Raw genomic sequence first — 24,974 nt, 5'->3', positions numbered from 1 at the left:
TAAATGCTCGCGTCTTCTTCTCGGTGGAGGGATAATAGTACTTAGGTAGTATGTAACCCAGCTAAGAATCAATGTAATAAGGAATTTAATAATATAACCTTTTCTTTGAGTACTGAAATGAAAGTATTTTATAATGTAGCCTTTAATTGATTCGACCAAAAGTATTCCACGCTCCTACATCGTTTCCGTCTTATATTGGGACGTTATCAACATCTTACTTCCTTTGAACAATTCGGTCTACTACAGAATAGCCTGCCTGCCCATCGTCTCTATACGTACCCTTTGCTTTTCTCTGGCTGTTTTTATCTGAGTGACGGCTTCCGTTTATGTCTTCTTGCCATGGCGACGCTCACCCCTTGGCCAGTGATCATATTTTGCCCCACTACTAGAACTCAACTTATGGTCAATATCGCAGCCCTTGGATCACTCCAAGCAAGTATCCACTTCGGTGCGAACCCCAAGCTCACATGAAATCCCTGGGGGATTCGCACCTCAGATTTTGTCGAAAACGAGTCGAATGTGAATGAATTGTGAACACGACTGTGTTTTAAATCGTCTAAATGCCTCCAATATAATGGATATACGGTATAATAATTTCTGGGTACAGCGTGTTTACGCTGTTTTCCGCTGTCGCACTCTACATGAGTGCGTGGATTGAAATAGAATTTGGCTATGAGTGTTGGGAGCTGGATGCGTTGTCGCACTCTACATGAGTGCGTGGATTGAAATAGTGGTGGTACTAAGCTTAAGGTGGAAGTCACCGGGTCGCACTCTACATGAGTGCGTGGATTGAAATTCTCGAAGAGCTGCGATCCGGAATGTTTGGTTTGCGATCCGGAATGTTTGGTTCATGTCGCACTCTACATGAGTGCGTGGATTGAAGTAACTTACCAGCCAGTATTGGTGAATCTGAACGATAGTCGCACTTTACATGAGTGCGTGGTTCAAATGTCTCTTTTTACGTGGAAGAAAGATGACGAGACGATAAACGCAATCTTGGTATATAAAGAACTTACACGCACTTTAACCCACTTTTCAGAATACTCTAGGTCTTCATCAACTAGCTCTTACACGCGTCGATGCAGCGGAGGGTCGGAGGATTTCTGGAGAAACGAAGTGGTCGCCTTTCAAGCCCGATTTCAACTCCCCCTCTACGATCCATTCAGGAAATCGGGCTTGAACAGCGATTGGAAGAAACCTCCGAGCCCGTAGCGATTCCCTCAGAGAACAAAGTCATTTAACAAAGTCATTTAGGTAGCCTATCTCTTTTAAAGCAACAGACGCTTTACCAACCCCCTCTGTTCGTGGTATTCTGTTACCAAATAACTTGAAACGCTTTGACGGGACCAGTAAGAGTGCATTTGCGGTACTCAGAGAGTAAATTCCACAGGCTGAGAGAATTTACCATCCGTATCCTCCGAACCCTATCCCCGAGCGGCCTGCACAGCAGGACGTTACCTGACGTTACAGGCAGAGTCGGATGATATTCATCATCAATAAAGGTGGTACCGCGGAAGCTAGAACTTTCGTCCTTTGCATTGGCAAAGGATGAAAGTTTTTTTGTGTTATGCCCACTTTCGTATGTACTCCCTGCCTCAGTGGAACAGTATACAACATTTCAGTAAGCTAGAAGGAAGTGGTTACAATGTCTTCGCGCGTAGTGGTCAAAATTGGCAGCAGTTCCTTGACAGAACCAGAGGGTGGCTTGAATCGCGCTGCAGTCGAATTTTTCGCGGCAGAAATAGCACAGTTGCGCTCGGCTGGGCATGAGGTGCTGCTCGTCACATCCGGGGCGGTTGCAGCAGGTTTTCGGGAGATCGGCTATCCGACCCGTCCCAAGCAATTGCACGAGAAGCAAGCAGCAGCGGCTGTCGGTCAGGCATTATTAATGCAGTGCTATCAGCAAGCCTTCAGTAGACATGGTATCACCACTGCCCAGATTCTGTTGACCCGAAGCGATTTTCTTATTCGCAAACGGATGAACAATGCCGGCTTGACTGTTGAAGAGCTGCTGCGGCAGCAAGTGGTCCCGATTTTCAATGAAAATGATACCGTCTCTGTCGATGAACTGAAATTCGGGGATAATGACATGCTGTCCTCGCTGGTCGCGAATCTTGTCAAAGCCGCTCACCTGGTCATCATTACGGATACCGATGGACTGTACAGTGCAGACCCCCACAAAAATCCAAATGCCATCAAATATGAGCGAATCAGTGAAATTACAGCCGAAATTCATGCACTCGGCGGTGACTCAGGCTCATCGGTAGGCACAGGTGGCATGCGTTCCAAGATCGAGGCGGCCAAGGTGGCCACGCGCGGAGGTGTCCCCGTCTTCGTGGGCCGGGTGAAGGAGTCAGGTGATCTTATGCAGGCTGTCATGGGCAGCGGCAAGGGAACTTATTTTGATACGACACTATCCTCACTGCCGATGAAGAAGCAATGGCTGGGCTTCATGTCCACACCGCTGGGCTCCGTGCATGTGGATGCTGGGGCCGAGAAGGCGCTTGTATACGGCGGTCATAGTCTTCTACCAGTCGGTGTTGTCCGGGTAGACGGTAGCTTCCATGCGGGCGATGTCGTGGAGGTCATTGGACCGGAGGGCAAGATTCTCGGGCGCGGCATTGTCAATTATGATGATAGCCAGTTGAGGAGTATCACAGGCCTCCCTACCGGTGAGATCGTGAGCAAGCTTGGCTCGATCCATCGCCTGGAGGTCATTCATCGGGATGAGTGGATTACATTATAGAATGAAGTATGGATTAGGTCGCAATGGCCTGCTAATTATACAAATATAAGGAGGATTACAAGATGACCGATATATTAGGCAGTGAAGTTACCAAGAGTGAAGTATTGCACAAATCGCGGCTGGCAAAAAGCACTACAGCGACCTTGAACCTGTTGACAACAGAGCAGAAAAATAAGGCTCTATTAGCTATGGCTGACGCACTTGTGCGGGAGCATGAGGCGCTGATTGTCGCCAACCAGGAAGATCTGGAGCGCGGACGCCAAAATGGCACCTCAGAGTCCCTTCTCGACCGTCTTAAGCTGACGGAGAGCCGGATCGAGGGTATCGCTGAAGGGCTGAGACAGATTGCGGCATTGCCAGATCCTGTAGGGGAAACAATGGAGGAGTTCGAGCGTCCGAACGGCCTGCATATTCGCAAAATCCGCGTACCGCTCGGGGTCATCGGCATCATCTATGAAGCGCGTCCGAATGTAACGGTGGATGCTGCCGGATTATGTCTGAAGACGGGTAACGCTGTCGTCTTGCGTGGTGGCTCCTCCGCTCTATCCTCCAACCGGAAAATTGTCGAGATTATGCATGCGGCACTTGCCTCGACGGCCGTTCCGCCTGAGGCTTTACAGCTTATCGAGGACCCTAACCGCTCCTCGGTAGATGAGATGCTCAAGCTCACAGGCGTGCTGGATGTCATTATCCCGCGCGGGGGCAAAGCACTGATTGATAATGTCGTGCAAAATTCCAAGGTGCCTGCAATCGAGACCGGTGCCGGCGTCTGCCACACGTATTTAGATGCCACCGCTCCTGTTGAGCTGGCTGCCAGCATTGCCTTGAACGCGAAGGTACAGCGCCCATCCGTATGCAACTCCATGGAGACACTGCTGGTGCACCGTGACTATGCTGCATCTCACCTCGGAGCGCTAGCACAACAGTTCGTCGACGCGGGTGTAGAATTGCGCGGCTGTGAACAGACAAGACAGTATGTATCGAATGCACGTACAGCTACCGATGAGGATTACGCTACCGAGTATAACGATTATATTTTGAATGTGAAGGTTGTCTCTTCATTAGATGAGGCACTGGAGCATATCGCACGCTTCGGTACCATGCACTCCGAATGTATAGTTACTGCGGATACGGCGATGGCGGAGCGCTTCCTGCAAGAGGTAGACGCTGCTGCGGTCTATCATAATGCTTCTACTCGTTTCACGGATGGCTTTGAATTCGGATTCGGTGCCGAGATAGGCATCAGTACACAGAAGCTGCATGCACGCGGACCTATGGGACTGCCAGCGTTGACATCCACCAAATTCATTGTTCATGGCAACGGGCAAATTCGCGAATAACAAGTACGAGGAATTGATGCTGCATTTTTCGCATGAGCGGCCTCGATCTCTGTCATACAGCTTTTCACGATAGTAAGTGAAGATCAGTTGCCGAATTTGTTCTCTCGACCTGATTCCATGGACCTATTGGACTGTACTATTACATGGATAGCCATTACAATCGAAGGATGCAGCATTATTTTCAAAATTTAGGCAGGGGGTACCACCAATTATGTGTGAAGCATCTTCCATTAAACCACTCATTGACAGTAAAGTCGCCTTTATGGGCGCTGGATCATTAGCAGAATCACTGGTACGCGGCATGATTAGCCGCTCCGTTATTCGTCCCTCGGACATTACCATGATGAATCGCAGCAATGCCAAACGTTTGGCAGAGCTACAGGAGCGATATGGTGTAGAGACCGTTGGCGATGAGCAGGCAAAGGATGAGCTCCTGCGCACCAGTCCAGTGATTGTACTGGCAATGAAGCCTAAGGATGCTCGCGCATCGCTGCAGCATCTGGGCCCACTGCTTTCTGAGCATCAGCTCGTAATCTCGGTTATAGCGGGTCTCTCCATTCGCACGATTCAAGCCTTGCTTGGACGCAAGCAGGCGATTGCGCGAACGATGCCGAACACCTCCAGCTCGATCGGACTGGGTGCCACTGGCATTACCTTCTCCAAGGAGATCACCGATGACCAGCGCAGCCAGGTCATGATGATGTTCGAATCCGTAGGTACCGTCAGCGTAATTCCTGAGGACAAAATGGAAATTCTGACTGGAATCTCGGGTAGCGGCCCAGCCTATGTCTACTATCTGATGGAGGCGATGATCGCCGCAGGAATTCGTGGCGGACTCTCTCCACAGCAGTGCCAGGACCTGACGGTGCAGACGGTGCTTGGCGCAGCACGCATGGTTCAGCAGACTGGTGAGGAGCCTTCTGCTCTTCGTACCAAGATTATGTCGCCCAATGGCTCTACCGTAGCCGCACTTCATGCATTGGATGAGGGAGATTTCTTCGAAAATGTCATTGCAGCGGTGAACCGCTGTGCCGAGCGCTCTCGTGAAATGGGTGCCGAGCTGGAGGTGCATGAATGAGCTACTGCCAAGCTACGTACCGGGTATATGACGACCAAGCAGATTTTAACAAGAAGGCTCAGTCCATCGCTGTTGGCATGACTGTCGGCAGCTGGACCGAGCTACCCCAAGCACGTCGCGAGGCTATGAAGCAGCATCTGGGTGAAGTCATAAGCGTCGATATCCATGATGAAGGACCAGGGCATCGTTATGCAGATATGACCATCGCCTATCCTGACATCAACTTCAGTCGAGACATTCCAGCGCTGCTGGTCACTGTTTTTGGCAAAATCTCAATGGATGGCCGCATTAAGCTTACGAGGCTTGCTTTCTCGGATGCATTCCTGTCGGCCTTCCGGGGACCCAAGTTCGGAATCTCCGGATTACGCAATGAGCTTGGTGTTCATGATCGTCCTTTGTTGATGAGTATTTTCAAATCCGTGATTGGCCTCGATCTGCCTGAGCTGCGTGAGCAGTTCTACAAGCAGGCCCTTGGTGGAGTGGATCTGATCAAGGATGATGAGATCTTGTTCGAGAATGAGCTGACGCCGATTGAGAAGCGTGTAGAGGCTTGTATCCAGGCTGCGGAAGAGGCTCGCAAAGAGACGGGCAAAAAGCTGCTGTACGCTGTGAATTTGACCGGTCCTACTTCTCAGCTGCGCAAGCAGGCTCGCAAGGCCATTGATGCTGGTGCGAATGCCCTGCTCTTCAATGTGCTGTCTTATGGCTATGACGCACTGCAAGAGCTAAGTGCCGATCCGGACATTCGAATACCCATTGTCGCACATCCAGCGTTGGCAGGGGCTATGTACCCTTCTCCTCACTACGGCATCGCGCCCTCAGTCCTGCTTGGTCAGCTGATGCGACTTGCGGGCGCGGATCTGGTCCTCTTCCCATCTCCGTATGGTTCTGTGACCATGCCACGTGATGAGAATATGGCTATTCGGGATGAATTGGTTCGTACGGACTTGCCTTTGCAGCCAAGCCTACCTGTTCCCTCTGCCGGGATCCATCCAGGCCTGGTGCCTCTGATTCTTCGTGACTTTGATACGGATGTGGTCGTGAATGCCGGCGGTGGCATTCATGGACATCCGATGGGCACGGAGGCCGGTGGACAAGCCTTTGTTCAAGCGATCGCAGCTGCCGGGCAGTCGATACCGCTCGCGGATTATGCAGAGTCACATCCAGAGCTGAAGGCTGCACTTGAGCTGTGGGGGGGAGAGCGTTGAGCCCTAAGCGCAAGCCGGTCATTTTCTGTGATTTTGACGGCACCATTACCATGAGCGACAATATTGTTGCGATCATGAAGCATTTCAGTCCTCCTGGCTACGAGCCGATTATGCAGGATATTCTTGATCGTCGCATCACGCTGCTCGAAGGGGTAAGTGCCATGTTCGCACTGATCCCCTCTTCTCGCAAGGATGAGGTCATTGATTTCGTGCTGGGTCAGGCAGGCATCCGTGAGGGATTTGACACGTTCCTGCAATATATTCGCAGTCAGGATATCGAATTCTTCGTGACGAGTGGCGGAATGGATTTCTTCATTCAGCCGCTGCTTGCGCCGTTCGATATTCCAGCCGATCATATCTACTGTAATAGTGCAGACTTTTCGAAGGAAGCCATTGAGATTGTCTGGCCGCACACCTGCCAGCCACCATGCGAGAATGGCTGTGGCATGTGCAAGACGACGGTCATGCGACGTTATCCACAGGAGCACTACACGCGTATTCTCATCGGAGACAGCCTGACTGATTTTGAAGGAGCCAAAATAGCCGATCTGGTCTATTCGCGTTCCATTTTGACGACCAAATGTCAGGAGCTTGGCGTTCCCCATGTTCCTTTCGAGACGTTCCATGAGATCGTGAATGATCTGACAACTAAGCTTGAGCAGGGAGTGCTGTAATATGAGTCTATCTAATGTTCCGGCTGAGGACAAAAATCGAGTGCTTGGAGAACTGGCGGATATCAAGGATCTGTTCGCTGCACGCAACTGGTTCCCTGGCACCAGCGGCAATCTGTCTATGCGTATAGGTGAGTTCTCACCCGAGAGCTTTCACTTCGCAGTCACTGCCAGTGGTAAAGACAAATCCAAGCGTACACCTGAGGATTTCCTGATCGTAGATCAGAATGGCAAACCAGCAGAGACTACGGGTCTGAAGCCCAGTGCGGAGACACTGATTCATTGTGAAATCTACCGTCTGACGGGCTGCGGCGCGGTGTTCCATGTACACACGGTGTTCAACAACCTGATCTCGGAATATTACGGGGAGCAGGGTCATGTTCCTGTGCAAGGGATCGAACTCATCAAAGCTTTTAACATCTGGGAGGAGAATGCAGCCATTCAAATTCCTGTGCTCCCTAACTATGCGGACATCCCTTCTATTGCACGCCTGGTACCGGATGTCCTGAACGCTGCCATCCCTGGCATCCTTCTACGCAATCATGGTATCTATGCCTGGGGGCGTGATGCTTTTGAAGCCAAGAAGCATTTGGAGGCCTTCGAGTTCCTCTTTGAAGTTGCCTATCGCCGCCTATTGCTAGAAAAGTAAGCATCTCTATGCTACCCAGCCCGCCGAGGGGCCATGTGCTCAACATGCTCTCGGCGGGTTATTTTCATGATGCAAATTTTATAAGCCTATAGCCCGTTATGTAGCTTACTATGCTCTTCATGCTCAGTTTACGCTGAACCACGTACTCATTCTAGCTTAATACATATACTTACTACTTCGTTTTCGAAGCTATCTTTACTCACACCAAGCTTCTACTCCTAACCAGTATTCATACGAGCTTCCCTACCACCTCTCCAACCTATAAATAACTTCTAACCCGTCATAGGACATAGAACCATTTTTTGATTAATCAGACAATGAACGATTTCGTCTCGTTGTAGGTCTTATTACTGAACATAGCAAAAAAGGGGGTGCAGCAGCATGAATGATCGAGAGATTTTTGAGATGTACAAAGAGCATGTATATTATTTCTGCTACTATTTGTTGAAAAATCAGGCAGATGCAGAGGATGTATCCCAGGAGGTCTTCATAAAAGTCATTCTGGCTGATCGAACAAACGTGCGAAATATGAAATCATGGATTCTGCGTATTGCAGCCAATGAGTGTAACCGTGTTATGAAAAGGCGCCAAACGGGCTGGATGAAGGAGATTCGCAACTATTTGCTCTCCAGAGCTCAGCATTCCAATCAAGTGGAGGATCAACTGGAGTTTAGAGAAACCAAGCAAGCACTTCAAGGCTTATACAGCCAACTGCCGGATAAGCTCAGAATGGTCGTCATTCTGCGATATTTGAATGAATTGACCGTGCCAGAGATTTCTCAAGTCATGAATATACCCGAAGGAACCGTAAAATCAAGGTTATTCAAAGGTCTGAAATTGCTGAATCGTATGGCTGATTCCCAATTAAAGGAGATGATTACGAATGAGTCCATTTACCAAAAAGGATGAACAAGTGCCTCAGCCGGATTACGATCTGATGTGGGCAGCCATAGAAAAAGAAGCATACAAGCGGCAGCAAAGTCCGAATGCCTTCCCAATGACTCGACCTCAGCGTGCCAAGCTTGTTCCGATCAGCCTGGTATTCTCGTGCGTATTGCTTATCGGTATTCCGGCATTCGCCGGTGTAGCTATCAATTGGGATAAAATCGGCGGTCGGAGCGTAACCAATGCCTTAAATAATGGTGTTGGCCAGCAATATGATCTCAAGGCATCAAGTTCAGGAGTTACTATGCATTTGAACGGGGTCGTAACGGATGGAGAAAAAATGAAAATGCTCGTATCCTTGGATACTCCTGACGACCTAACCTCTTATATCGGATTTGCCACCGAGAACAATACCTTGACTAGCCAATCCAGTGACAAGATCAAAGTAACGGATTCTTTGTTTTACGACCCTGACAGTAAAAAGCTGATTGGTATCTATGATGCACCCGATACACTACAGGATGATACAAGAGGCTATCGGTTCGAAGCACAGAATCTCGTATTATATGCAGAGCGGAAGCTTCCTTTGCAAGCCCAACCACAGTCTGGGGATACGATCCAAACGGGTGCCGCGCAGTACCCTACTATTCAGGTCGAGTCGATTCGGCATACCTCTAGCCAGACGATCATCCGATATAAGGTTGCTGCGGAGCCATCTGACTTAGGACAAGGCAATCCACAGCTGGTTGTAGTTATGGATGGTCAGGAGAAGAATGCGATCCCAACGCACATGCCCAGCACAGGATCGGACGTATATATCGAGCAGGTATTCGATCTGTCCGAAGCAGAATGGAAGCGCGCCGATTTACGATTTACTTTTACAGAAGAAGCACGTCGAATTGCCGGGACTTGGACATTTGATTTTGAGGCAGATGGCAAAAAAGCAAGTGAGGCTATGTATACGAGGAAGCTACAGAACAGCCCTGAGTTTCTTGCAAAGACAGGTCTTACTTTAAAGGAGCTAAAAGTTACACCGCTAAATATCCAGATCCATGTTGAGCAAGAGGATTCACTAAGAAATGGAATCGTGCATTATAACACGGCTCAGTTGGTTATAGGCGATAGAACGATAATCGGCGGCTTGACTCTAAAGGGGACTTCTGGAAGCTACCAGCATGTAATAGAATTTGAATCTCCAGAATGGTACAAGGATTGGTCGGATGTGCCAATGCGACTCATATTAAAGGAGGCTGTCATCGAGAAACGGGATACCTCGAAGAACTGGGTCACACTGAACACGCCAACAGCAGACAAACAGTCAACTAAAATAGATGTAGACGGTATTGAAATTCAATTTGCGTATTACACAGACGGAGAGGAATTGATTGTCGAGTCTTCCTCCCATTCCCCTAGCTTCAAGAGGGTTAGTCAGACTACGTTACGCATTCAGGGTACAGAAGTAGTGCCTGAAATCCTTCCTAGAGGCATGGTACCTGCAGAGATATTCATCGATCATTACAAAAATGTACCTTTGGACGAGAAAATTGAATTGAACCCTGGAATCTACAGATACAGCGATCCAAGCAGGGATATTGAATTAGACCTTTAATATATCTAAGCAGCCCGAAAATAGCTTAAACGATAAAGAATCAGGAACTTGTCCTCATCGCGAGGAAGAACCTGATTCTTTATACCTTTTCTTACGATCTTACGACAAAATAGACTCGTCTGAAGCTTGGCGGCGCTTAAAGACAAAAATAAGCATCAACGCAGCTAAAATGGAACATATCATATACATCGTAGAATAAGAGAACAAGTCGGCTATCGGTCCTAGGAGCACTCCACCCATAGACACACCTAAATCAGCCATTGCAATAAATAAGCCTATTAAAATATTTCGATTCACTTGAGGTAACACGAAGCTCAAATATGTAGTTAAGGTTGGATAGATCAGGGCTTGAGCCACGCCTAGGAAAAACGCACCCACATAAAAAAGCAAAGCACCCGCGACGTTTGAAAGGCTTATACATTCTGCACCTATCGCAAGAATCAGCATGATCCCCATCATAAAAGATGTATGCCATTTCCCGTCAGATGGAATCCTTTTCCTTAGGGCAAATCGAGTAATTACAATGGTTCCTGCCTGAAGCATAAGGAAAATCGCCGCACTACCGTTATGAATTTGCCCCGCATAGAGCGGTATAAAGGTAGTTACCGCCCCAAATACAAGGGAAGCAGCAAACATGATAACACTGCATCTAAACAAATGGGGATTTTTGATCAATTGGCCATAGGACGATAGCATCCTCGTTCCTGAGCTCTGTTCCTTCTTAGCCATTTCGGCTTCCTTTTGTCCAACCTTGGTACTAAAACCAGTGATCCCAGTAAGTACAGCTATACCAATCATCGCCATTGCAAAATAATCTATATCCTCTACCCTCCACATGCCTACCGCAAGCAACGGACCAAAGACTCCAGGCATGGAAGCACACAGTGAATACATGGATATGCCTTCAGAACGTTCTTTTTCCGGTAGCTCTTCGATGATTCCGAGCTGCAGTGACATGGAGAAAAAGGCAGTACATACTCCTTGTAGTACCCGAGCAAAGAAATATCCTTCAAGACCAGCAAAGGTATAAATGAGCAGTGCTAGACCATTAATTACTAAGATGACACGCAGTACCTTAATCGGTCCATAGCGCTGGATCACTTGGCCTGCCCATGGGCGAAAGACCATGGTCGTCAGCAAATACGCCCCCATAACAACTCCTATTGTTGTATTGGTAGCGCCTAAGGAATCACCTTTTAAAGGTATGATTACATTCAGGATTGAATTGGCGCTGAAGTACAACAGTGTCAGCAAATAAAGTCGTAGAAACGGTAATGATAGTGCTCCCTTCACTACGAGATCCCCTTCCTAATCGATGCCATTACAGTGGAAAATAACGATCTGTCATGCCAGTACCTTTCGCAAAAGCTCTTTGGCGTACAGAGACTGGACATGCTTCAATTCAGAGGTTGCGACTACCTCCTCGATTCGACCATTGCGGATAATCATAATACGATCACATAGGTAAGCAGCGGCCTGAATATCATGGGTGATGAAGATATACCCCATCTCATAGGTCTCCCTTAAACGCTTCAGCAAATCCAATACCTGCATTTGGACCGAACCATCCAGTGAGCTTATAGCTTCGTCGAGTAGAATACACTCCGGTTCGGTGATGATTGCTCTAGCAATGCATACTCGCTGTGCCTCACCACCAGATAACTCATGCGGAAATTTGGCCAGGTAAGAATCATCTAATCCAACTTGATGCAGCACCTTACCCATATCTTCAGACTGTAGAGAGCTCCCCGTAATGCTCAAAGGCTCGAGTAATACTTGCTTTACCGTGTAAAACGGATTCATGGAAGAGGTATAATCCTGAAAGACTGCGCTGATGGCTCCACGCCGTGTTCTGCGATCTGTAACAGATTTCCCGCCAAAAGAGATCATACCGTTATCCGGCTTTTCGATACCAAGCAGCAATCTCCCGAGTGTGGATTTTCCGCTACCACTTTCACCAATGATGCCGAGGCATTCGCCCTTTTCCCATTCGAAGTTCATATCAAATAGCACCTGATGTTGCGTTTTGCGTAACAGACCGTTCTGTCGATAGGATTTATTCACATTATTAACCTTTAGCACGCTCCGCACCTCCCCCCATCAATTGGTTGTAATGGAGATTAAGGGCCTGCTTGGAGGACACAAGGTAACGGGTATATGGATGGCTCGCTCCAGCAAGAATATCTTCTACTGAGCCCTGCTCCACAATCTCTCCGTCTTTCATCACCATCACGTCATCAGCAATCCGTCTAACCACGCCTAGATCATGTGATACAAAAATCATCGAGCTGCCGAAACGTTCACGGAGCCGTACGAACTGCTCCACCACTTCGTAAGCCGTTACAGCATCCAGCGCCGTCGTTGGCTCATCGGCAATGATGACATCAGGCTCAAGCACAATGGCAAGAGCGATCATCACCCGCTGAAGCATCCCTCCGGACAATTCATGCGGATAGCGGCGCATAACCACACTCGGCTCCTTAAGACCCACACTTGACATGGCAACGGCAATACTGTCCACCATCTCGCTACGCCGCCATTTAAAATGGACGGACAGGATCTCGAACAGATAGGCTCCAATCGATCTGGAAGGATCAAATGCACTCATGCCATTCTGCATGATCATACAAAGCCTTCTTCCCCTGTATTGGCGTAAGTCTTTCGTTGAGAGTTCCGACAAATCTATTCCGCTCAGTGCAATCCGTCCCGACTGACGAATCCCGGATCGATTAAGTCTTGTCAGCGCCTTGCATGTCAGTGACTTTCCACTGCCACTCTCCCCGACGATCGCCAAGCATTTCCCCTGGACAAGGCGGAAAGAACTGTCGGGAACGAGCACTTGTCCCGTTCTGTCATCCCATATTTTCAAATGCTCGACCTCAAGCACAGTTGTCATAGAATCAGGCCACCTCCTTCTTTCGCAATCCTGCTAAGATCCCGCCCGATCGCACTTTAATATGCCTTCCTCCCGTCATCAGCTTCGGATCAAGCGCTTTCTGTAGAGAATCCGAAAGAAAGTTAACCGCTGACACGACTAGGATAATGGCTACGCCTGGAGCAACCATCAGCTCAGGACGAATGAACATGACGGCTCTCGCTTCATTCATCATCATGCCCCACTCCGCATGAGGAGCCTGAATACCAAGGCCCAGAAAGGACAGTCCTGATATTTGCAATATCATGGATCCAAATGCGCTACTGGCAATCACCGCAATATCCGGCAACGCCACGGGTGCAATATGTCGAGCCATAATACGAAAGTGGCCTGAACCCATGACTTTAGCAAACTTGATATAATCGGCGTCGGCAAATTGCATGACCGAAGTTCGAATCACTCGCGCAAACCAAGCCCATTTCATCAGTACAAATGCCACTAAGATATTAGTTAGCCCAGCTCCCATCATGCCGATGATCGCCAGTGTCATGACATAGCCTGGGAACGAAAGCATGATATCGCATACCCGCATCAAAAAAGCATCTGTTCTTCCCTTGAAGTAACCTGCGACAAATCCGATGATGATACCAATACTTGCTGAGGCGGCAAGGGCAGCGAGTACCCACAGCACGCTGGGACGTATGCCATAGATCAGGCGTGAAAGAATGCACCGACCCAGATGATCGTTACCCAGCCAATACTGCCAAGATGCTCCAGCGAATCGCAGATCCATATTTACCTCGTTAGGGGCATGTGGAGCTATGAACGGTGCACAAGCCCCGATAAGCAGCGTGGCTCCTATGAAAACAAGCGAGAGAGCTGCTAGCCTGTCGTTCATTAATCGTACAAGCAGCTTCATTTAGAACTCCCTCCTTAGCTGAGGATTCATCACGGCATTAATCAAGTCTGACACTGTATTGAACAGCACAAAAGCAACGGCAAGTATCAGCACATAAGCTTGGATGATCGGAAAATCTCTACCAAGTATCGAATTGACAGTGAGCGTACCCAGACCAGGCCATGCAAAAATATTCTCGACAACAACAGTGCTGCCCAATATGACCGGAATCGCAAGACCAAACACGGACACCGCAACCTGTAATGAGTTCCGTAGCACTTGCAGGGTTATGCGGTACTCCGACAATCCGTTGGCTCTACCATACAAAACGTAATCTTCATTGAGATTACTGAGCATGGAACTCCGAATCGTGCGAAAGTAAATACCTGCGTAGCCGATGACGATCACTGCAACTGGCAAAATAAAGCTGCTATAAGAGTCCATTCCATTCGTAGGCAATAAGTCAAGCTTAACAGCAAAATACCATATCATGAGTGAGGCCAACCAATAAGCTGGCATAGATGTAAGCAGGAAGGAGAGGCCCCTCACTGAAAAATCCAACCATTTACCTTCCCTTAAGGCACATGCCACTCCAAGTCCAAGTGATAAGATAATAATGATGAGCGAAGATACAATGGTTAACTGTAGCGTGTTCAATAGCGCTGGGCCCAGCAACGACCACACTGGCTTGCCCGTTACGTAAGAGTTGCCGAAATCCAGTTGCAGACAATTTTGCAGCCAATCCCAATATTGCACTAGAAACGGACGATCCATTCCAAGTTCCGTTCTTGTCTTCGCAATCAACTCTTCGGTTATTGTCGGCACGCCTTGTGCATGTAGAACCACCTCAACCGGATCCATTGGTGATAATTGATTAAGCAAGAACGTTAGAAATGAAATGACCACAAGCAATGGAAATGCAACGGCTATGCGTTTAACGATATATTGAGCCATAATTCCTGATTTTCACCTCACATCCCTGTATGCTCTGCAGCTGCAGCTTACTTAAAGCTGAATTTCTCAAAAGGAAGTTCAAATTGTGTTTGCTTGAAAGAAATCCCTTGCAACCCCGAAGGCGCAACTACCGTAACGCTCCCGTTGGTAAGTGGAATAAACACGGCTTCTTCATGGACAGTCGTGAGAATATCTCTATAGAGCTGTTTCCTTGTCTCCTCATCCGAGGAGATCATGACCTCTTCAATTTGTCGATACAATTCCTCCGCCTGTGGAATACCACTCGTCGTAAAGCGATAAGATGATTCCGCTGCAAATGCAGTAATCGTACTTTGTGGATCATAAGCGAGGCCCCAAGTCTGATTAAACAGAAGATCATACTCGCCCGTCGATCTCCGGTTTGCAATGGAAGTCGACTCTTCCCCGAACAGTTCCAGCTTCATACCGATTTTGAGTGCTTCACTCTGTAGCAGCTCCGACTGCGCCTTTTGCGAGGATGAGTTAATATCGTAATACAGCTTCATGGACAATGGCTTGCCGTCCTTCATTCTTAATTCTGCTCCACTCGTATTCCCCCAGCCTGCCTCTGTCAAAAGCGCAGCTGCCTTATCGGGATCGTATTCTCGCTTCGGAAGCCCAATATCTGCATAATGAACATTGGATGAGAACAATGTATCTGCGGGAGTTTCCGTTCCACTGAAGATGGTGCGTGCGATCGTCTCGCGGTCAATAAGGTGCCATATGGCTTCCCGTACCGCTTTTTCATGGATTGGACTATCATTATGACTACTGTTGGCCACAATCATTTTCGTGTTCATCGGCTCGCTACGAACGATTTGATAAGCTCCCGAATCGACAAGACGCTGCATCGCATCCACAGCAACGCTATCGGTACCTCGGTCATCCGTGAAGACAAAATTAACCTCGCCTTTCTGCAAAGCCAGTAATGTCGTCTCTCCTGCAGGTAGTACCTTGGCTGTAATCGTCTTCAGCTCTGGCGCTCCACCCCAGTATTCTTGATTCGCTGAGAAACGAGCAAATTGTTCCGTCACATGCTCATCAAGCTTATAGGGACCCGTACCGTGATATCCCGCTACGCCATCCTTTGTCTCTCCGTTCAGGAAATCCTTCGGGGAGAGAAAAACGTATGGACGTGTCATTGACAACTCAAGCAACGTCGGATAGTATCCTTCCTTCAAAGTTAGCTGAACAGTGTGCTCATCGATGACAGCAACTTGATCCAGCTTGGTAGATAGCTTGACCCAGGCGTGCTTGTCTGCGTTCCGCTGAACGGCTTCAATGTTTTGCTTAACAGCTTCGGCATTAAAAGGCTCTCCATCATGGAATTTCACCCCTTTTCTCAAATGAAAGGTGTATACTTTACCGTCATCTGATATATCCCATGATTCAGCAAGTAAAGGCTTGATCCCATCTGCAGTATTCTCCACAAGCGATTCATACACCATTCCTTGTGCTGCCATCAAGCCAGGATATAAGTGCGGATTCATATCGTTAATATCTTTTGCTGTGGCAAAGGTCAGCTCCGCTGCCTTCTCCTCAATTCCCTCGCTGCTCTTCCTATCCTCACCACATCCAACTAAAAACGCTATAAGCAGCATTGATGCTAACAGCATAGCCAATCTATTTCTCTTCATTAAATTGACACTCCTCTTTTATTAAATAGTAATAATTACTATTAATTAACTTCTTGATTGTAATAATAACTATTATCATTTGTCAATTCATTTTTATTCGATTTTGAAATTTTAAAAAACAGTTGACGATTTTCCAATATATTACTATGATAATAGCGAGTTTAATAGTAAAAATTACTATTTATTTCAATGCGTGGTCGTTCTACACGATGTCGGGAGGTTGGTTGGATGAAGTTGGAGATTGAGTTTGTTAAATGCAACACCGCTGATAATATGACGATTCTCGTCGTAAGTGAGGTGCCCCTAGCGCTGCTTGCTCCTATTGCCTCCCAATTAATGAGTTACGGCCACCTCTATGCCGAACAAGTAGGTTATGTTGAGGGCTCTGCGCATCATGGCTGTGCCGCCAGGCTCCAGATGGCAGGAGGTGAATTTTGTGGAAATGCTTGCTTGGCCTTAGGAGCACAGCTGGCATCAGCGAGAATGTTGCTTCCAGGTGAGAGAATAGAGGTCATGCTGGAGACTTCGGGCTCATTACGGCCAGTTACGTGCCAGGTGGAAAAACTAACAAGCGGATACCAGTGCGAGGCAAGCACACCGATTCCCAAAACAGTGGAGCGCTCCTCCTTCGCTTATGAAGATCTCCATCTTGAAGTTGGTATCGTTCGATATGCTGATTCCTTCCACCTCTTGATCGACCATGAGCAATTCGAATTAGATGCTCCAGCTGCCGAACGTTTGGCAAGGCTTATGGGCGTCGTTACAGGGGCAGATTTAGTAGGCGTTATGCTATATCGTCCTTCAACACATGAGCTAAGACCACTCATTTTTGTCCCTGCCCTTGACAGTCTTGTCTGGGAGCAAGGCTGTGGCTCAGGTACAGCATCACTTGGATGTTACCTGGCGTGGAGCACACGTAAATCCATTGATGTCCCTGTGCTTCAGCCTGGCGGCATCATTCATACGAGCGTATGCTGGCATGAGAAAAGCATCAAAAGTGTCCACATTAAAAGCACGGTCGACATTGTTGCCCAAGGTAAAACCTACGTCAATATCGCTAATTAACATTCATTTCTGAGGAGGTAATGGATTGTAATGGAGCAAATCTTCCGTCCACTTATTCAATTCCGGGATCAATTTGAGCTGGCTGCTGCGAAATATGATGGGACCCTAAGACACAGTCTGGAGCTTCAACAGACCATTGATGACTATTCCGCCTTTATTGTTGATGAATCTAACCAACGACGTTGGCGAGAACTCGGAGAGCAAAATAGGACTGAGCTTCGAGAGATCGTAATACAATTACGAGATACATCAGCTCGCTGCGTAGCCATCATGGAGAAATATCGAGCCCTTAAGCTACTTCATGACGGTGATGACAGGAACGACTACTTTCATCATATCGAGAACTCTATCAAAAATGAGTTTGGTTGCTTTGAGATATCTGCCGATTCCAGAGTGTTGCTGGTTGGATCAGGCTCCTTTCCGATGACGCCACTACTGATAGCCAAACACATAGGAGCTGAAGTTATTGGAATCGACCTAGATGCTGAAGCCGTTGATTTAGGCAGGAAAGTCATTGAGCGGCTGGGGCCCGACCTACGAATTCGACTAGAGCATCTGTCATTGGAAAGCCTGGATGATATCCATATGGCTACACACATCATTTTCAGTTCAACCGTATCCGTCAAATATGCCTTACTGGATTGGCTGCATGATGTCGCTTCTCCTCATGTTGTCGTTGCCATGCGGTATGGAGACGATCTGAAAAGCCTCTTCAACTACCCCATGGAAGAAACGGATGCACAGAAATGGAAGCTCGCCGATAAGGTGGCTCAGCCCGGGCGCATATTCGACGTGGCTCTATATACCAAGGTAGTGACATTGAATCCCGTTGGAGGTGCACGTTCATGAATCTCTTTGGTAATGTCCTTGTGGCAGGAACAGGGCCTGCAGCCATACAACTGGCCATATTATTCAAGCGCTGGTGCAAGAGCCATGTAGGTATTGCAGGGAGACACTCCGTTCGTTCCGCCCCTCTATTCGAAGCGTTGCGAGGAAGTAATGGACAACTTGTCGTCGAAGTAAGTAGTACCAAGCTGGAAGCACTCACTGGTGAATATCAGGTCGATGAATTTTTTTACGGATACAGAAATGTGAAAGGTCACTGGGATACGTTGCTGTTGACTGTGACCGCGGATGCCTATATACCGGTGCTAGCACAGCTCCAGTCCGAGCTTCTGGATAACTTGCGTTGTGTGGTGCTTCTGTCTCCGACATTTGGGTCCAATGCACTTATCCGTCAGTATCTGAAAGAGCAACGCTGTAACGCTGAGGTCATAAGTTTTTCTACTTACATTGGAGATACGCGTCTTATGACGGACAAGCCTCCTGGGCATGTGCTGACCACAGCAGTCAAGCGTAGGGTGTATGCAGGATCTTCGACGCAGCCATCCCAATTCGTAGAAGCATTCCGGAATCTATACGCCCAAGCAGGTATCCAGCTGATCAGTTTAAATTCAGCACTCGAGGCGGAGGCACACAACATCTCCTTGTACGTTCACTGCCCATTGTTTATGAACCATTTTTCTCTTGACGCTATTTTCAACCCATCTGACATTTCACAATACGTATACAAGCTATTCCCGGAAGGGCCCATCACACCGACTCTCATACATGAGATGCTCCTCCAATGGAAAGAAATTTCAGTTCTTTCCCAGAAACTAAATCTGACAGAAATCAATCTGCTACGTTTTATGGTTGACGATAACTATCCGGTAAGACCAGAAAGCCTCTCGCGACAGGAGATTGATCAATTTACGGAGCTTGATTCCATCCATCAGCAATACTTGCTTTACGTCCGCTATGCATCGCTACTTATCGATCCATACTCAGAGCCCGACCAAAACGGTAAATACTTTGATTTCTCCGCCGTTCCCATTCGGTCTGTCTTTGTAAACTACGATGGCGAATGGGATATTCCACGCATGCCAAAAGAAGACTATTATCGAATTAAAATCATTCAGGGTATCGCCCGAGGCGCTAAGGTGCCATGTCCAACTGTCGATACATTCATTGAGCGTTATGAGCAGAATCTAGTGAAATCTAGTCGATTACTGAAGGAATATCCGCTATCTGACGCCTTCATACCGAAGTCCTTCGAAGAAGATATAAAGAGAATTTGCATGGAGTTGCCACTATCGGATTAGAATTAGGCTTGAGTGTAGAGAGATTCGTGTAATGCGAATAGCCAGGGAATGAGCGGCTCATCTCCCTGGCTATTCGCTATGCATTTTCCATTTATATAAAGAGTAATTCCATTAAGAACAGTCTATTGTCCGCTCCTGTTCAAGCAGCGTATACACCTCAGCACAATGCTGCAAGAGAAGACAGAAAGATCGATTATGTCCGATAAAAAAGGAAGACAAGTCATACCGATGTCGTGAGGGCTCGAACGTTACAAGTAATCGATGCCTCATTCGCCGCATGGCAAATTGCACGAAATTATCGCTTTTCTCTGATGCTAACAGCGTAATGTACGCATACAGTGAATGGTCTTCTGGTTCATCCAGTGGGCTAACTCCTGCGCAAGAAAATTCGGTGTGGATGTGCAATTTCTTGAGAGAGACGAGTGTCAGAAACATCTCCGTATCAACTTCCGTATTTCCGAGTAATACGGTTTGCTTAGCTCGCCTTCTAGGCTTGGTAGCTTCCAGCCAACTGGTAAGCTCCCTCTCTCTCCTGTGCCATGATCTTTCGGAATGGAGGCTAAGCACCTTCTCCTCTTCGTTCTTATTCATCAAGTATGTCAACAGGCTCAGTCCTCCTCTACCCAAAAGATCCCCTCACGATCAAGTTCAACCTTCTCCAACTGCTGCTCAAAATCAGGATCAGGCCTAATAGATTTGAACGCTTCCCAGTCTTGGTTCGCATTTTCTATGTACACGTTCCATTTTTTTAATTCCAGACGAAACTGTACGATAGCTGATGTAGCCTCACAAAAACTCCTCCAAGCTGTCCTCCACATCTTACGATATGGAAGTAGTTCTTGAAGGTGTTTTGATTTATCTAAAGCTATGGGGGCTAGTCCCTAACAATTACTTTACAGGTCGATCGAGCGAGAAAGTCTCTCCCAGCTTGGCGTATGCATTACCAGCCAAACGACTGACAGGCGCCAGTGCCTTGGCCTGGATATAGGTATTCTGATAGACGTCCGTGGACAAGTGGTACTGTACGACCCGACCAATCAGCAGATCACAGGCTGGCTGCCCCGACTTGCCTCCAAGTGGAATAGCCTGGTCCAAGACGCATTCCATTCGAATCTTGGCCTGCTTGAGCCCGGGCACCTGAATGGCGCTGCTCGCAATTGTCTCCAGACCCACTGCCTCTACCTCGCTCTCATCGGGCTGTAATGGCGCCGCTGTACGGTTAGCTGCTTCTACATTGTCTTCGTCTGTGATGTGGACAACCCATTCTCCACGCTCTATTGCGTTTCTAGCCGTATCCTTGGATACCCCCTGCACTCGCTGGACAGAGACAGAGATGAGCGGTGGATCCGAAGAGACGATAGAGAAATAACTGAATGGAGCAGCGTTCACAACACCCGTGCTAGAGAGCGTTGTCACCCAGGCCACGGGCCTTGGAATGATGCTTCCTGTGAGTAGCTTATAATTTTCACGATCGGTCAATGTGACCGAATCAATCGTAATCATCGACATGATATCTCTCCTTCGTTCAATCCACTTGTGGTACGAGCATTATTCACAGTGTAACACACCACGATTTGCTTGGACATTATGTGATGTTGACGAGTGCTCACGAGTGGCTGAAGAGTGATTGACGTGAGATCGAGAAGAGATGATGACTTTTCCTCCCAAAGCCTCGCACACTCGCTTGATTCGAGCAGCTGCCAAGTACAGACACTCTAACGACTGGACATACGGCGAGGCTTATCTGCAGAGCTCTTGGTCTGCTTCTGTAACAGCTTGATTCCACCTACTATGAGCAGGATCGAGACAATAATGGTCTTCAGATGCCTGTCGATCCGATCCGATAGCCTCCATTCGGGAAAGCGTATGTCGAGCGAAGGAACGACAGCATTCGTCAGGATATAATACAGGCCCAGCAACAAGAGAGCTGCGCCAATCCAGTGCCGATACAGCTGCCAACCTTCAAATATGGGCCGATCCTCTAGCTTCTCACTCCCATATCGACTGATCAACTGCAAGCTATCAAAGAAGCTATAGCACCATACGATCGGGATGAGGAACAGGAAAACGGACAGTCGTAGTACATCCAGCACGTAAATTCCGCCCAGAAACAGCACCATAAGATGCAGACCACGCTTTTGCAGACCCAGGTACATATGTCCTGCTCCTGGCAGCACGGATAGGATCATGGCAAGAATCTTGCTACGCTTACCATCACGGCGGCCCTGATTCAAATCCTCAAACACCGTCTGATCGTTCAGTACTTCTCCGCTTAGCTTCATATGGACCAGCTTGACCGCATCAAACATCGAATACAGCCAGATTACGGGCATCAATACCAGAAAAGCCAGAAAACCATCGGTATAAGCCATCAGACTATCAATGAATAGCAGCATGGCTCCCAGCCCAAAGAATGCCAGCAGAAAGGACAAGCCTCTTTGCATCAAGCCGAGATGAAAATGACCCAGGCCAGGTACGAATGACAGCAAAATCGTAATTAGACGCTCATGGTCCATCCCGCGGTGGCTATGCGGGTAAGATGAGGCCAATGGTAAAGGCTGTGCGCCTTGAACTCTCTCTTGATCATTTGCGGTGTGCCGCATCTCATCCGCTATATGAGGACCATACTCTGAACCAGCACCTACAGGATATGGTGCCCCATAATACGGTATATGCTGATTCATAGCGCTCTCTGGCTTGTAGGTCACTAGCACAATTAGCATATGTAGCATGCAGAGGCACCATAATAAGAACAGTCCTACCAGTGCTACTATAAAATAATCCTGTGACCCTGATACCAAGGACAGGAAGACACCGCCCCCCATGCCTGATACTATCAGACAAAAATAGATAAAAGCAGCCAATCTACGATTCCAATATAAGAAACCTAACCCAGGAATCACATTCAACAAAAATGCTAGCAAGCGGCTACGCTCCGGCGTTGGCATTGCGATATTCCTCCTTATTCATGTTCATATCCTTGCTCATGATGGCATCCTCTTATCTCAGCATTTACTAAGATTCGAGGGTAGCTTTTAACGACCCTGCACACGGTCCAGCCAGCCTGTCGCAGCCTTCATGACTTCTTCACTAACCGATTCAGCAGTGTGAAAATCAGACTGTGCGCGCAGTGACGCTGCGGGGGAAAGCTGATCAAAGGCCCCGGTATAGGAGCATATCAGTGTAATACTGGCTGCGATGGCGTAATGAGCCCATTTTCGGTGATACCATCGCTTCACTCTATCGTGACTCGGGATGTTCTCCGTCATCTTAGTAGTCTCAGCCTTCTTGTGTGACCCCGTTAATTCGTGCTTGTCGGCTATTCTGGCAGTTTCATCAAGTGCTACAGTCTGGACCAGTCCGATAGCCATTGACGTTTTTCCAGTACGTTGAGGGGGCTCCGGCAGCTGCCTGCCATCCTCAGTTCCCACCATTTCTGTGGAATCTGGCAGGCTAGCCATTATTCGATCCGCAAAGGCGGTGATATCGCCCAACTCTGGCAGGACATCCGCTTCCTGCTCTAGCTGCCTCAGGTAGGCTGTCACCACTTCTTCCTGATCCATGAGCATGTTCTCGAGACGATCTTCCTCCTTCGCTGATGCTTGCCCCTGAATATAGCTTTTCCAGTCGTCTGCTGATGTCTTGTATTGATCGCTCATGCCCACTCCTCCTCTGTCCAGTTCGCACGTATCCACTGTCTGGCCCTGTATAAGCGTGATTCTATCGTCTTCGTGGCAACCTGCATTTCCTTTGCCATCTGCTCATAGCTCTTACCCTCTATGTAAAACGCCGTGATAATCTCCTTATGCTGATGAGGCAGGGCAGCAATCCTCGCTGCGAATTCGGTCATTCTCTCCTTCTGAAGCACTGTCGCCAAAATATCTTCGTCATCTGTAAGGAGCTGATCCCAGCCTTCAAGAGGGTCCACCAGCTCTGCAGGTCTGCGACTTCGTTTGCGCTTGGTATCAATTGCTTTACGCACCGCGATACGGGTAAGCCATGTCTTGAAGCCTTCGTCTCGGTATTGGGAGAGAGAGACAAAGACTTGGACAAAGACTTCCTGGGCTGCATCCTCGGCTTCCTTCTCATCATGCAGCACGGAATAGGTTACATGGTACACATGTCTGCTAAAATGATGCACCAGTTCCCTGAAGGCCGTACGGTCCCCTTCACGAATCCGGTCAATCATATCTTCTACTTCAATCGTCCTCTCCCCCTTCCCGTATAGATAGACGCTCCCCGATGCATGTACCCCTGCATTATGTATGATTTTTGTTAAAAAAAGACCGACCAGACATTCCTTCGTGGAATACCGGTCGGCCTGTAAGCTTATTTAGATCATAGAACTATGACAAATTTTCAGCGGAACTGATCCAGTCGACTATCGCAAGAAAGACTTCGGTTAAACACGGTATGTCTTCTGTGAACGTACGTCCGATAGGCGTTTTTCTAGATCAGCACGACCCTCTGATGCTTCAGCGACCTCCGCCTCTGAACTTCTGAGCATAGGCCTTAGCATCCTCTGGTGTACGAATTCGATTGCGATTCCATTCGAGCAGAATGCGATCAATGTAGCGGAAATGTACTTTACCAGTAAAGACCGCCTCCTTCAATGCCAGCAAAATCAGCTCTTCAGGATATTGATCATGATCGATCCAGCCACCAATAGTCTCGTATTCCATCGGAGACAGTGGTCGGCCGAACTCCTTCTCGAAAATCGTGAACAGATTACGTTCACCTTCGTGTGCACCCGCTGTAAACAGGTCATCAAGCTCGGTAGAATCCTTGGTCGGTCTCTTATGCTGCTGTTCGTTGTAGAGATAGGTAGCAAGCTTATGGTATACCCCTGCCAGGTTATAACGCTCATATTGTACGTCTGAGCCTTCATAAGCCACGGTATCAATGCTAATCCAGCCTTCGTGGATCAGCTTCTGCAGCAGCTTACCAATCCCGTCAGCCGTTAATCCCATACGACTCTGAAGCTCATCAAGTGTCGGGAACTCATTATGCTCCTGCTGGCGGAAGGCCATCAGCTGTAGCAGCAGCATGGCCTCCGTATCCAGTAGACGCAGGCTACGGTAGTAGCGCAGTAGTGCATGGGGAATCTGAACCGTTCCGTCCTCCAGCACGAGCGCTGCGCCTTCTACCCATGCAGACTGCTTATCCTGTTGTCCGTGCGGTCCATAGTTCATCATCA

At 48.1% G+C, this 24,974-nt stretch carries 24 protein-coding genes and 1 CRISPR repeat array; of the genes, 11 read left to right on the top strand and 13 right to left on the bottom strand.

Annotated features, from left to right (window positions below):
* Positions 1-629 precede the first annotated feature (629 nt).
* Positions 630-949: direct repeats of the CRISPR family, unit length 30 nt; unit sequence GTCGCACTCTACATGAGTGCGTGGATTGAA.
* Between the two features lie 696 nt (positions 950-1,645).
* From proB to K331_RS28790, 8 genes are all read left to right on the top strand, one after another.
* Positions 1,646-2,746 carry a glutamate 5-kinase gene (proB, locus tag K331_RS0103105; protein ID WP_028589140.1) on the top strand — a complete coding sequence of 367 codons (1,101 nt, stop codon included), beginning with the start codon at positions 1,646-1,648 and terminating at the stop codon, positions 2,744-2,746.
* Positions 2,747-2,808: 62 nt separating this feature from the next.
* Positions 2,809-4,086, top strand: coding sequence for a glutamate-5-semialdehyde dehydrogenase (locus K331_RS0103100; RefSeq protein ID WP_028589139.1), 1,278 nt, complete (start codon positions 2,809-2,811; stop codon positions 4,084-4,086).
* Positions 4,087-4,297: 211 nt separating this feature from the next.
* On the top strand, positions 4,298-5,164 hold the full coding sequence (gene proC, locus K331_RS0103095) for a pyrroline-5-carboxylate reductase (protein ID WP_018886172.1): 867 nt from the start codon (positions 4,298-4,300) through the stop codon (positions 5,162-5,164).
* Positions 5,161-6,372, top strand: coding sequence for a 2,3-diketo-5-methylthiopentyl-1-phosphate enolase (locus K331_RS0103090; protein ID WP_028589138.1), 1,212 nt, complete (start codon positions 5,161-5,163; stop codon positions 6,370-6,372). Before proC ends, K331_RS0103090 begins: the two co-directional genes overlap by 4 nt.
* Positions 6,369-7,046: a 2-hydroxy-3-keto-5-methylthiopentenyl-1-phosphate phosphatase gene (locus tag K331_RS0103085; RefSeq protein ID WP_028589137.1), complete on the top strand. Its 678-nt coding sequence runs from the start codon at positions 6,369-6,371 to the stop codon at positions 7,044-7,046. Before K331_RS0103090 ends, K331_RS0103085 begins: the two co-directional genes overlap by 4 nt.
* Position 7,047: 1 nt before the next feature.
* Positions 7,048-7,692: a methylthioribulose 1-phosphate dehydratase gene (locus K331_RS0103080; protein WP_028589136.1), complete on the top strand. Its 645-nt coding sequence runs from the start codon at positions 7,048-7,050 to the stop codon at positions 7,690-7,692.
* Between the two features lie 381 nt (positions 7,693-8,073).
* Entirely contained in the window at positions 8,074-8,601 is a 528-nt protein-coding gene (locus tag K331_RS0103075; RefSeq protein WP_028589135.1) for an RNA polymerase sigma factor, read from the top strand.
* Positions 8,576-10,186 carry a DUF4179 domain-containing protein gene (locus tag K331_RS28790; protein ID WP_036633932.1) on the top strand — a complete coding sequence of 537 codons (1,611 nt, stop codon included), beginning with the start codon at positions 8,576-8,578 and terminating at the stop codon, positions 10,184-10,186. Before K331_RS0103075 ends, K331_RS28790 begins: the two co-directional genes overlap by 26 nt.
* A gap of 99 nt (positions 10,187-10,285) precedes the next feature.
* Here the strand turns inward: K331_RS28790 and cntE are convergent, their stop codons facing one another.
* The 6 genes from cntE to cntA are packed head-to-tail and all read right to left on the bottom strand — an operon-like array spanning position 10,286 to position 16,568.
* Complete coding sequence (gene cntE / locus K331_RS0103065; RefSeq protein ID WP_028589133.1) at positions 10,286-11,479, bottom strand: staphylopine family metallophore export MFS transporter CntE; 1,194 nt, start codon at positions 11,477-11,479, stop codon at positions 10,286-10,288.
* A gap of 51 nt (positions 11,480-11,530) precedes the next feature.
* Complete coding sequence (locus K331_RS0103060) at positions 11,531-12,268, bottom strand: ABC transporter ATP-binding protein (RefSeq protein WP_028589132.1); 738 nt, start codon at positions 12,266-12,268, stop codon at positions 11,531-11,533.
* Positions 12,255-13,082, bottom strand: a complete 828-nt coding sequence (gene cntD / locus K331_RS0103055; protein ID WP_028589131.1) for a staphylopine uptake ABC transporter ATP-binding protein CntD — start codon at positions 13,080-13,082, stop codon at positions 12,255-12,257. The genes K331_RS0103060 and cntD overlap by 14 nt, the downstream gene beginning before the upstream one ends.
* Positions 13,083-13,086: 4 nt before the next feature.
* Positions 13,087-13,980: a staphylopine uptake ABC transporter permease subunit CntC gene (gene cntC / locus K331_RS0103050; RefSeq protein WP_028589130.1), complete on the bottom strand. Its 894-nt coding sequence runs from the start codon at positions 13,978-13,980 to the stop codon at positions 13,087-13,089.
* A complete protein-coding gene (opp1B, locus tag K331_RS0103045; protein ID WP_028589129.1) occupies positions 13,981-14,913 on the bottom strand; it encodes a nickel/cobalt ABC transporter permease in 933 nt (310 codons plus the stop codon).
* Positions 14,914-14,960: 47 nt separating this feature from the next.
* The gene (gene cntA, locus K331_RS0103040; protein ID WP_028589128.1) at positions 14,961-16,568 is read right to left on the bottom strand and encodes a staphylopine-dependent metal ABC transporter substrate-binding lipoprotein; all 1,608 of its coding nucleotides are present in this window, start codon (positions 16,566-16,568) and stop codon (positions 14,961-14,963) included.
* Positions 16,569-16,796: 228 nt separating this feature from the next.
* Between cntA and K331_RS0103035 the strand changes: the two genes are divergently transcribed.
* From K331_RS0103035 to K331_RS0103025, 3 genes are read left to right on the top strand one after another with little or no spacing between them, the layout of a single operon-like run.
* Positions 16,797-17,633 (top strand): hypothetical protein, encoded by an 837-nt coding sequence (locus K331_RS0103035; protein WP_028589127.1) that lies wholly within the window; start codon positions 16,797-16,799, stop codon positions 17,631-17,633.
* A gap of 30 nt (positions 17,634-17,663) precedes the next feature.
* Positions 17,664-18,482, top strand: coding sequence for a class I SAM-dependent methyltransferase (locus K331_RS0103030; RefSeq protein ID WP_028589126.1), 819 nt, complete (start codon positions 17,664-17,666; stop codon positions 18,480-18,482).
* Positions 18,479-19,777 carry an opine metallophore biosynthesis dehydrogenase gene (locus K331_RS0103025; protein WP_028589125.1) on the top strand — a complete coding sequence of 433 codons (1,299 nt, stop codon included), beginning with the start codon at positions 18,479-18,481 and terminating at the stop codon, positions 19,775-19,777. Before K331_RS0103030 ends, K331_RS0103025 begins: the two co-directional genes overlap by 4 nt.
* Positions 19,778-19,888: 111 nt before the next feature.
* Here K331_RS0103025 and K331_RS28785 read toward each other — a convergent pair whose 3' ends face one another.
* The 7 genes from K331_RS28785 to K331_RS0102990 all read right to left on the bottom strand — a co-directional run bounded on the left by K331_RS28785 (position 19,889) and on the right by K331_RS0102990 (position 24,972).
* Positions 19,889-20,380: a hypothetical protein gene (locus K331_RS28785; RefSeq protein ID WP_318842581.1), complete on the bottom strand. Its 492-nt coding sequence runs from the start codon at positions 20,378-20,380 to the stop codon at positions 19,889-19,891.
* 5 nt (positions 20,381-20,385) lie between these two features.
* Positions 20,386-20,595: a DUF3024 domain-containing protein gene (locus K331_RS28780; protein WP_036633928.1), complete on the bottom strand. Its 210-nt coding sequence runs from the start codon at positions 20,593-20,595 to the stop codon at positions 20,386-20,388.
* Positions 20,596-20,665: 70 nt separating this feature from the next.
* Positions 20,666-21,280: a flavin reductase family protein gene (locus K331_RS0103010; protein WP_028589124.1), complete on the bottom strand. Its 615-nt coding sequence runs from the start codon at positions 21,278-21,280 to the stop codon at positions 20,666-20,668.
* A gap of 212 nt (positions 21,281-21,492) precedes the next feature.
* Positions 21,493-22,725, bottom strand: coding sequence for a hypothetical protein (locus K331_RS0103005; RefSeq protein ID WP_028589123.1), 1,233 nt, complete (start codon positions 22,723-22,725; stop codon positions 21,493-21,495).
* Between the two features lie 87 nt (positions 22,726-22,812).
* Complete coding sequence (locus K331_RS30860; RefSeq protein ID WP_051289555.1) at positions 22,813-23,436, bottom strand: hypothetical protein; 624 nt, start codon at positions 23,434-23,436, stop codon at positions 22,813-22,815.
* Positions 23,433-23,966 carry an RNA polymerase sigma factor gene (locus tag K331_RS0102995; protein ID WP_084165315.1) on the bottom strand — a complete coding sequence of 178 codons (534 nt, stop codon included), beginning with the start codon at positions 23,964-23,966 and terminating at the stop codon, positions 23,433-23,435. The genes K331_RS30860 and K331_RS0102995 overlap by 4 nt, the downstream gene beginning before the upstream one ends.
* A gap of 286 nt (positions 23,967-24,252) precedes the next feature.
* Entirely contained in the window at positions 24,253-24,972 is a 720-nt protein-coding gene (locus tag K331_RS0102990) for a DnaD domain-containing protein (RefSeq protein ID WP_084165313.1), read from the bottom strand.
* Between the last annotated feature and the right edge of the window lie 2 nt (positions 24,973-24,974).

The organism is Paenibacillus massiliensis subsp. panacisoli DSM 21345, assembly GCF_000426545.1.
GTDB classification, from domain to species: Bacteria; Bacillota; Bacilli; order Paenibacillales; family Paenibacillaceae; genus Paenibacillus; species Paenibacillus panacisoli.
This window is presented reverse-complemented; position numbering and strand designations above follow the sequence as displayed.

What these genes read in the sequence shown, in the direction of transcription:
- K331_RS0103100 (WP_028589139.1), top strand. Translation starts at nt 2,809, where the DNA reads ATGACCGATATATTAGGCAGTGAAGTTACCAAGAGTGAAGTATTGCAC.
- proC (WP_018886172.1), top strand. Translation starts at nt 4,298, where the DNA reads ATGTGTGAAGCATCTTCCATTAAACCACTCATTGACAGTAAAGTCGCC.
- K331_RS0103025 (WP_028589125.1), top strand. Translation starts at nt 18,479, where the DNA reads ATGAATCTCTTTGGTAATGTCCTTGTGGCAGGAACAGGGCCTGCAGCC.
- proB (WP_028589140.1), top strand. Translation starts at nt 1,646, where the DNA reads ATGTCTTCGCGCGTAGTGGTCAAAATTGGCAGCAGTTCCTTGACAGAA.
- K331_RS0103080 (WP_028589136.1), top strand. Translation starts at nt 7,048, where the DNA reads ATGAGTCTATCTAATGTTCCGGCTGAGGACAAAAATCGAGTGCTTGGA.
- cntC (WP_028589130.1), bottom strand. Translation starts at nt 13,980, where the DNA reads ATGAAGCTGCTTGTACGATTAATGAACGACAGGCTAGCAGCTCTCTCG.
- opp1B (WP_028589129.1), bottom strand. Translation starts at nt 14,913, where the DNA reads ATGGCTCAATATATCGTTAAACGCATAGCCGTTGCATTTCCATTGCTT.
- cntD (WP_028589131.1), bottom strand. Translation starts at nt 13,082, where the DNA reads ATGACAACTGTGCTTGAGGTCGAGCATTTGAAAATATGGGATGACAGA.
- K331_RS0103090 (WP_028589138.1), top strand. Translation starts at nt 5,161, where the DNA reads ATGAGCTACTGCCAAGCTACGTACCGGGTATATGACGACCAAGCAGAT.
- K331_RS0102995 (WP_084165315.1), bottom strand. Translation starts at nt 23,966, where the DNA reads ATGATTGACCGGATTCGTGAAGGGGACCGTACGGCCTTCAGGGAACTG.
- K331_RS0102990 (WP_084165313.1), bottom strand. Translation starts at nt 24,972, where the DNA reads ATGATGAACTATGGACCGCACGGACAACAGGATAAGCAGTCTGCATGG.
- K331_RS0103005 (WP_028589123.1), bottom strand. Translation starts at nt 22,725, where the DNA reads ATGCCAACGCCGGAGCGTAGCCGCTTGCTAGCATTTTTGTTGAATGTG.
- K331_RS0103010 (WP_028589124.1), bottom strand. Translation starts at nt 21,280, where the DNA reads ATGATTACGATTGATTCGGTCACATTGACCGATCGTGAAAATTATAAG.
- K331_RS30860 (WP_051289555.1), bottom strand. Translation starts at nt 23,436, where the DNA reads ATGAGCGATCAATACAAGACATCAGCAGACGACTGGAAAAGCTATATT.
- K331_RS0103075 (WP_028589135.1), top strand. Translation starts at nt 8,074, where the DNA reads ATGAATGATCGAGAGATTTTTGAGATGTACAAAGAGCATGTATATTAT.
- K331_RS28790 (WP_036633932.1), top strand. Translation starts at nt 8,576, where the DNA reads ATGAGTCCATTTACCAAAAAGGATGAACAAGTGCCTCAGCCGGATTAC.
- K331_RS0103030 (WP_028589126.1), top strand. Translation starts at nt 17,664, where the DNA reads ATGGAGCAAATCTTCCGTCCACTTATTCAATTCCGGGATCAATTTGAG.
- K331_RS28780 (WP_036633928.1), bottom strand. Translation starts at nt 20,595, where the DNA reads ATGTGGAGGACAGCTTGGAGGAGTTTTTGTGAGGCTACATCAGCTATC.
- cntA (WP_028589128.1), bottom strand. Translation starts at nt 16,568, where the DNA reads ATGAAGAGAAATAGATTGGCTATGCTGTTAGCATCAATGCTGCTTATA.
- K331_RS0103035 (WP_028589127.1), top strand. Translation starts at nt 16,797, where the DNA reads ATGAAGTTGGAGATTGAGTTTGTTAAATGCAACACCGCTGATAATATG.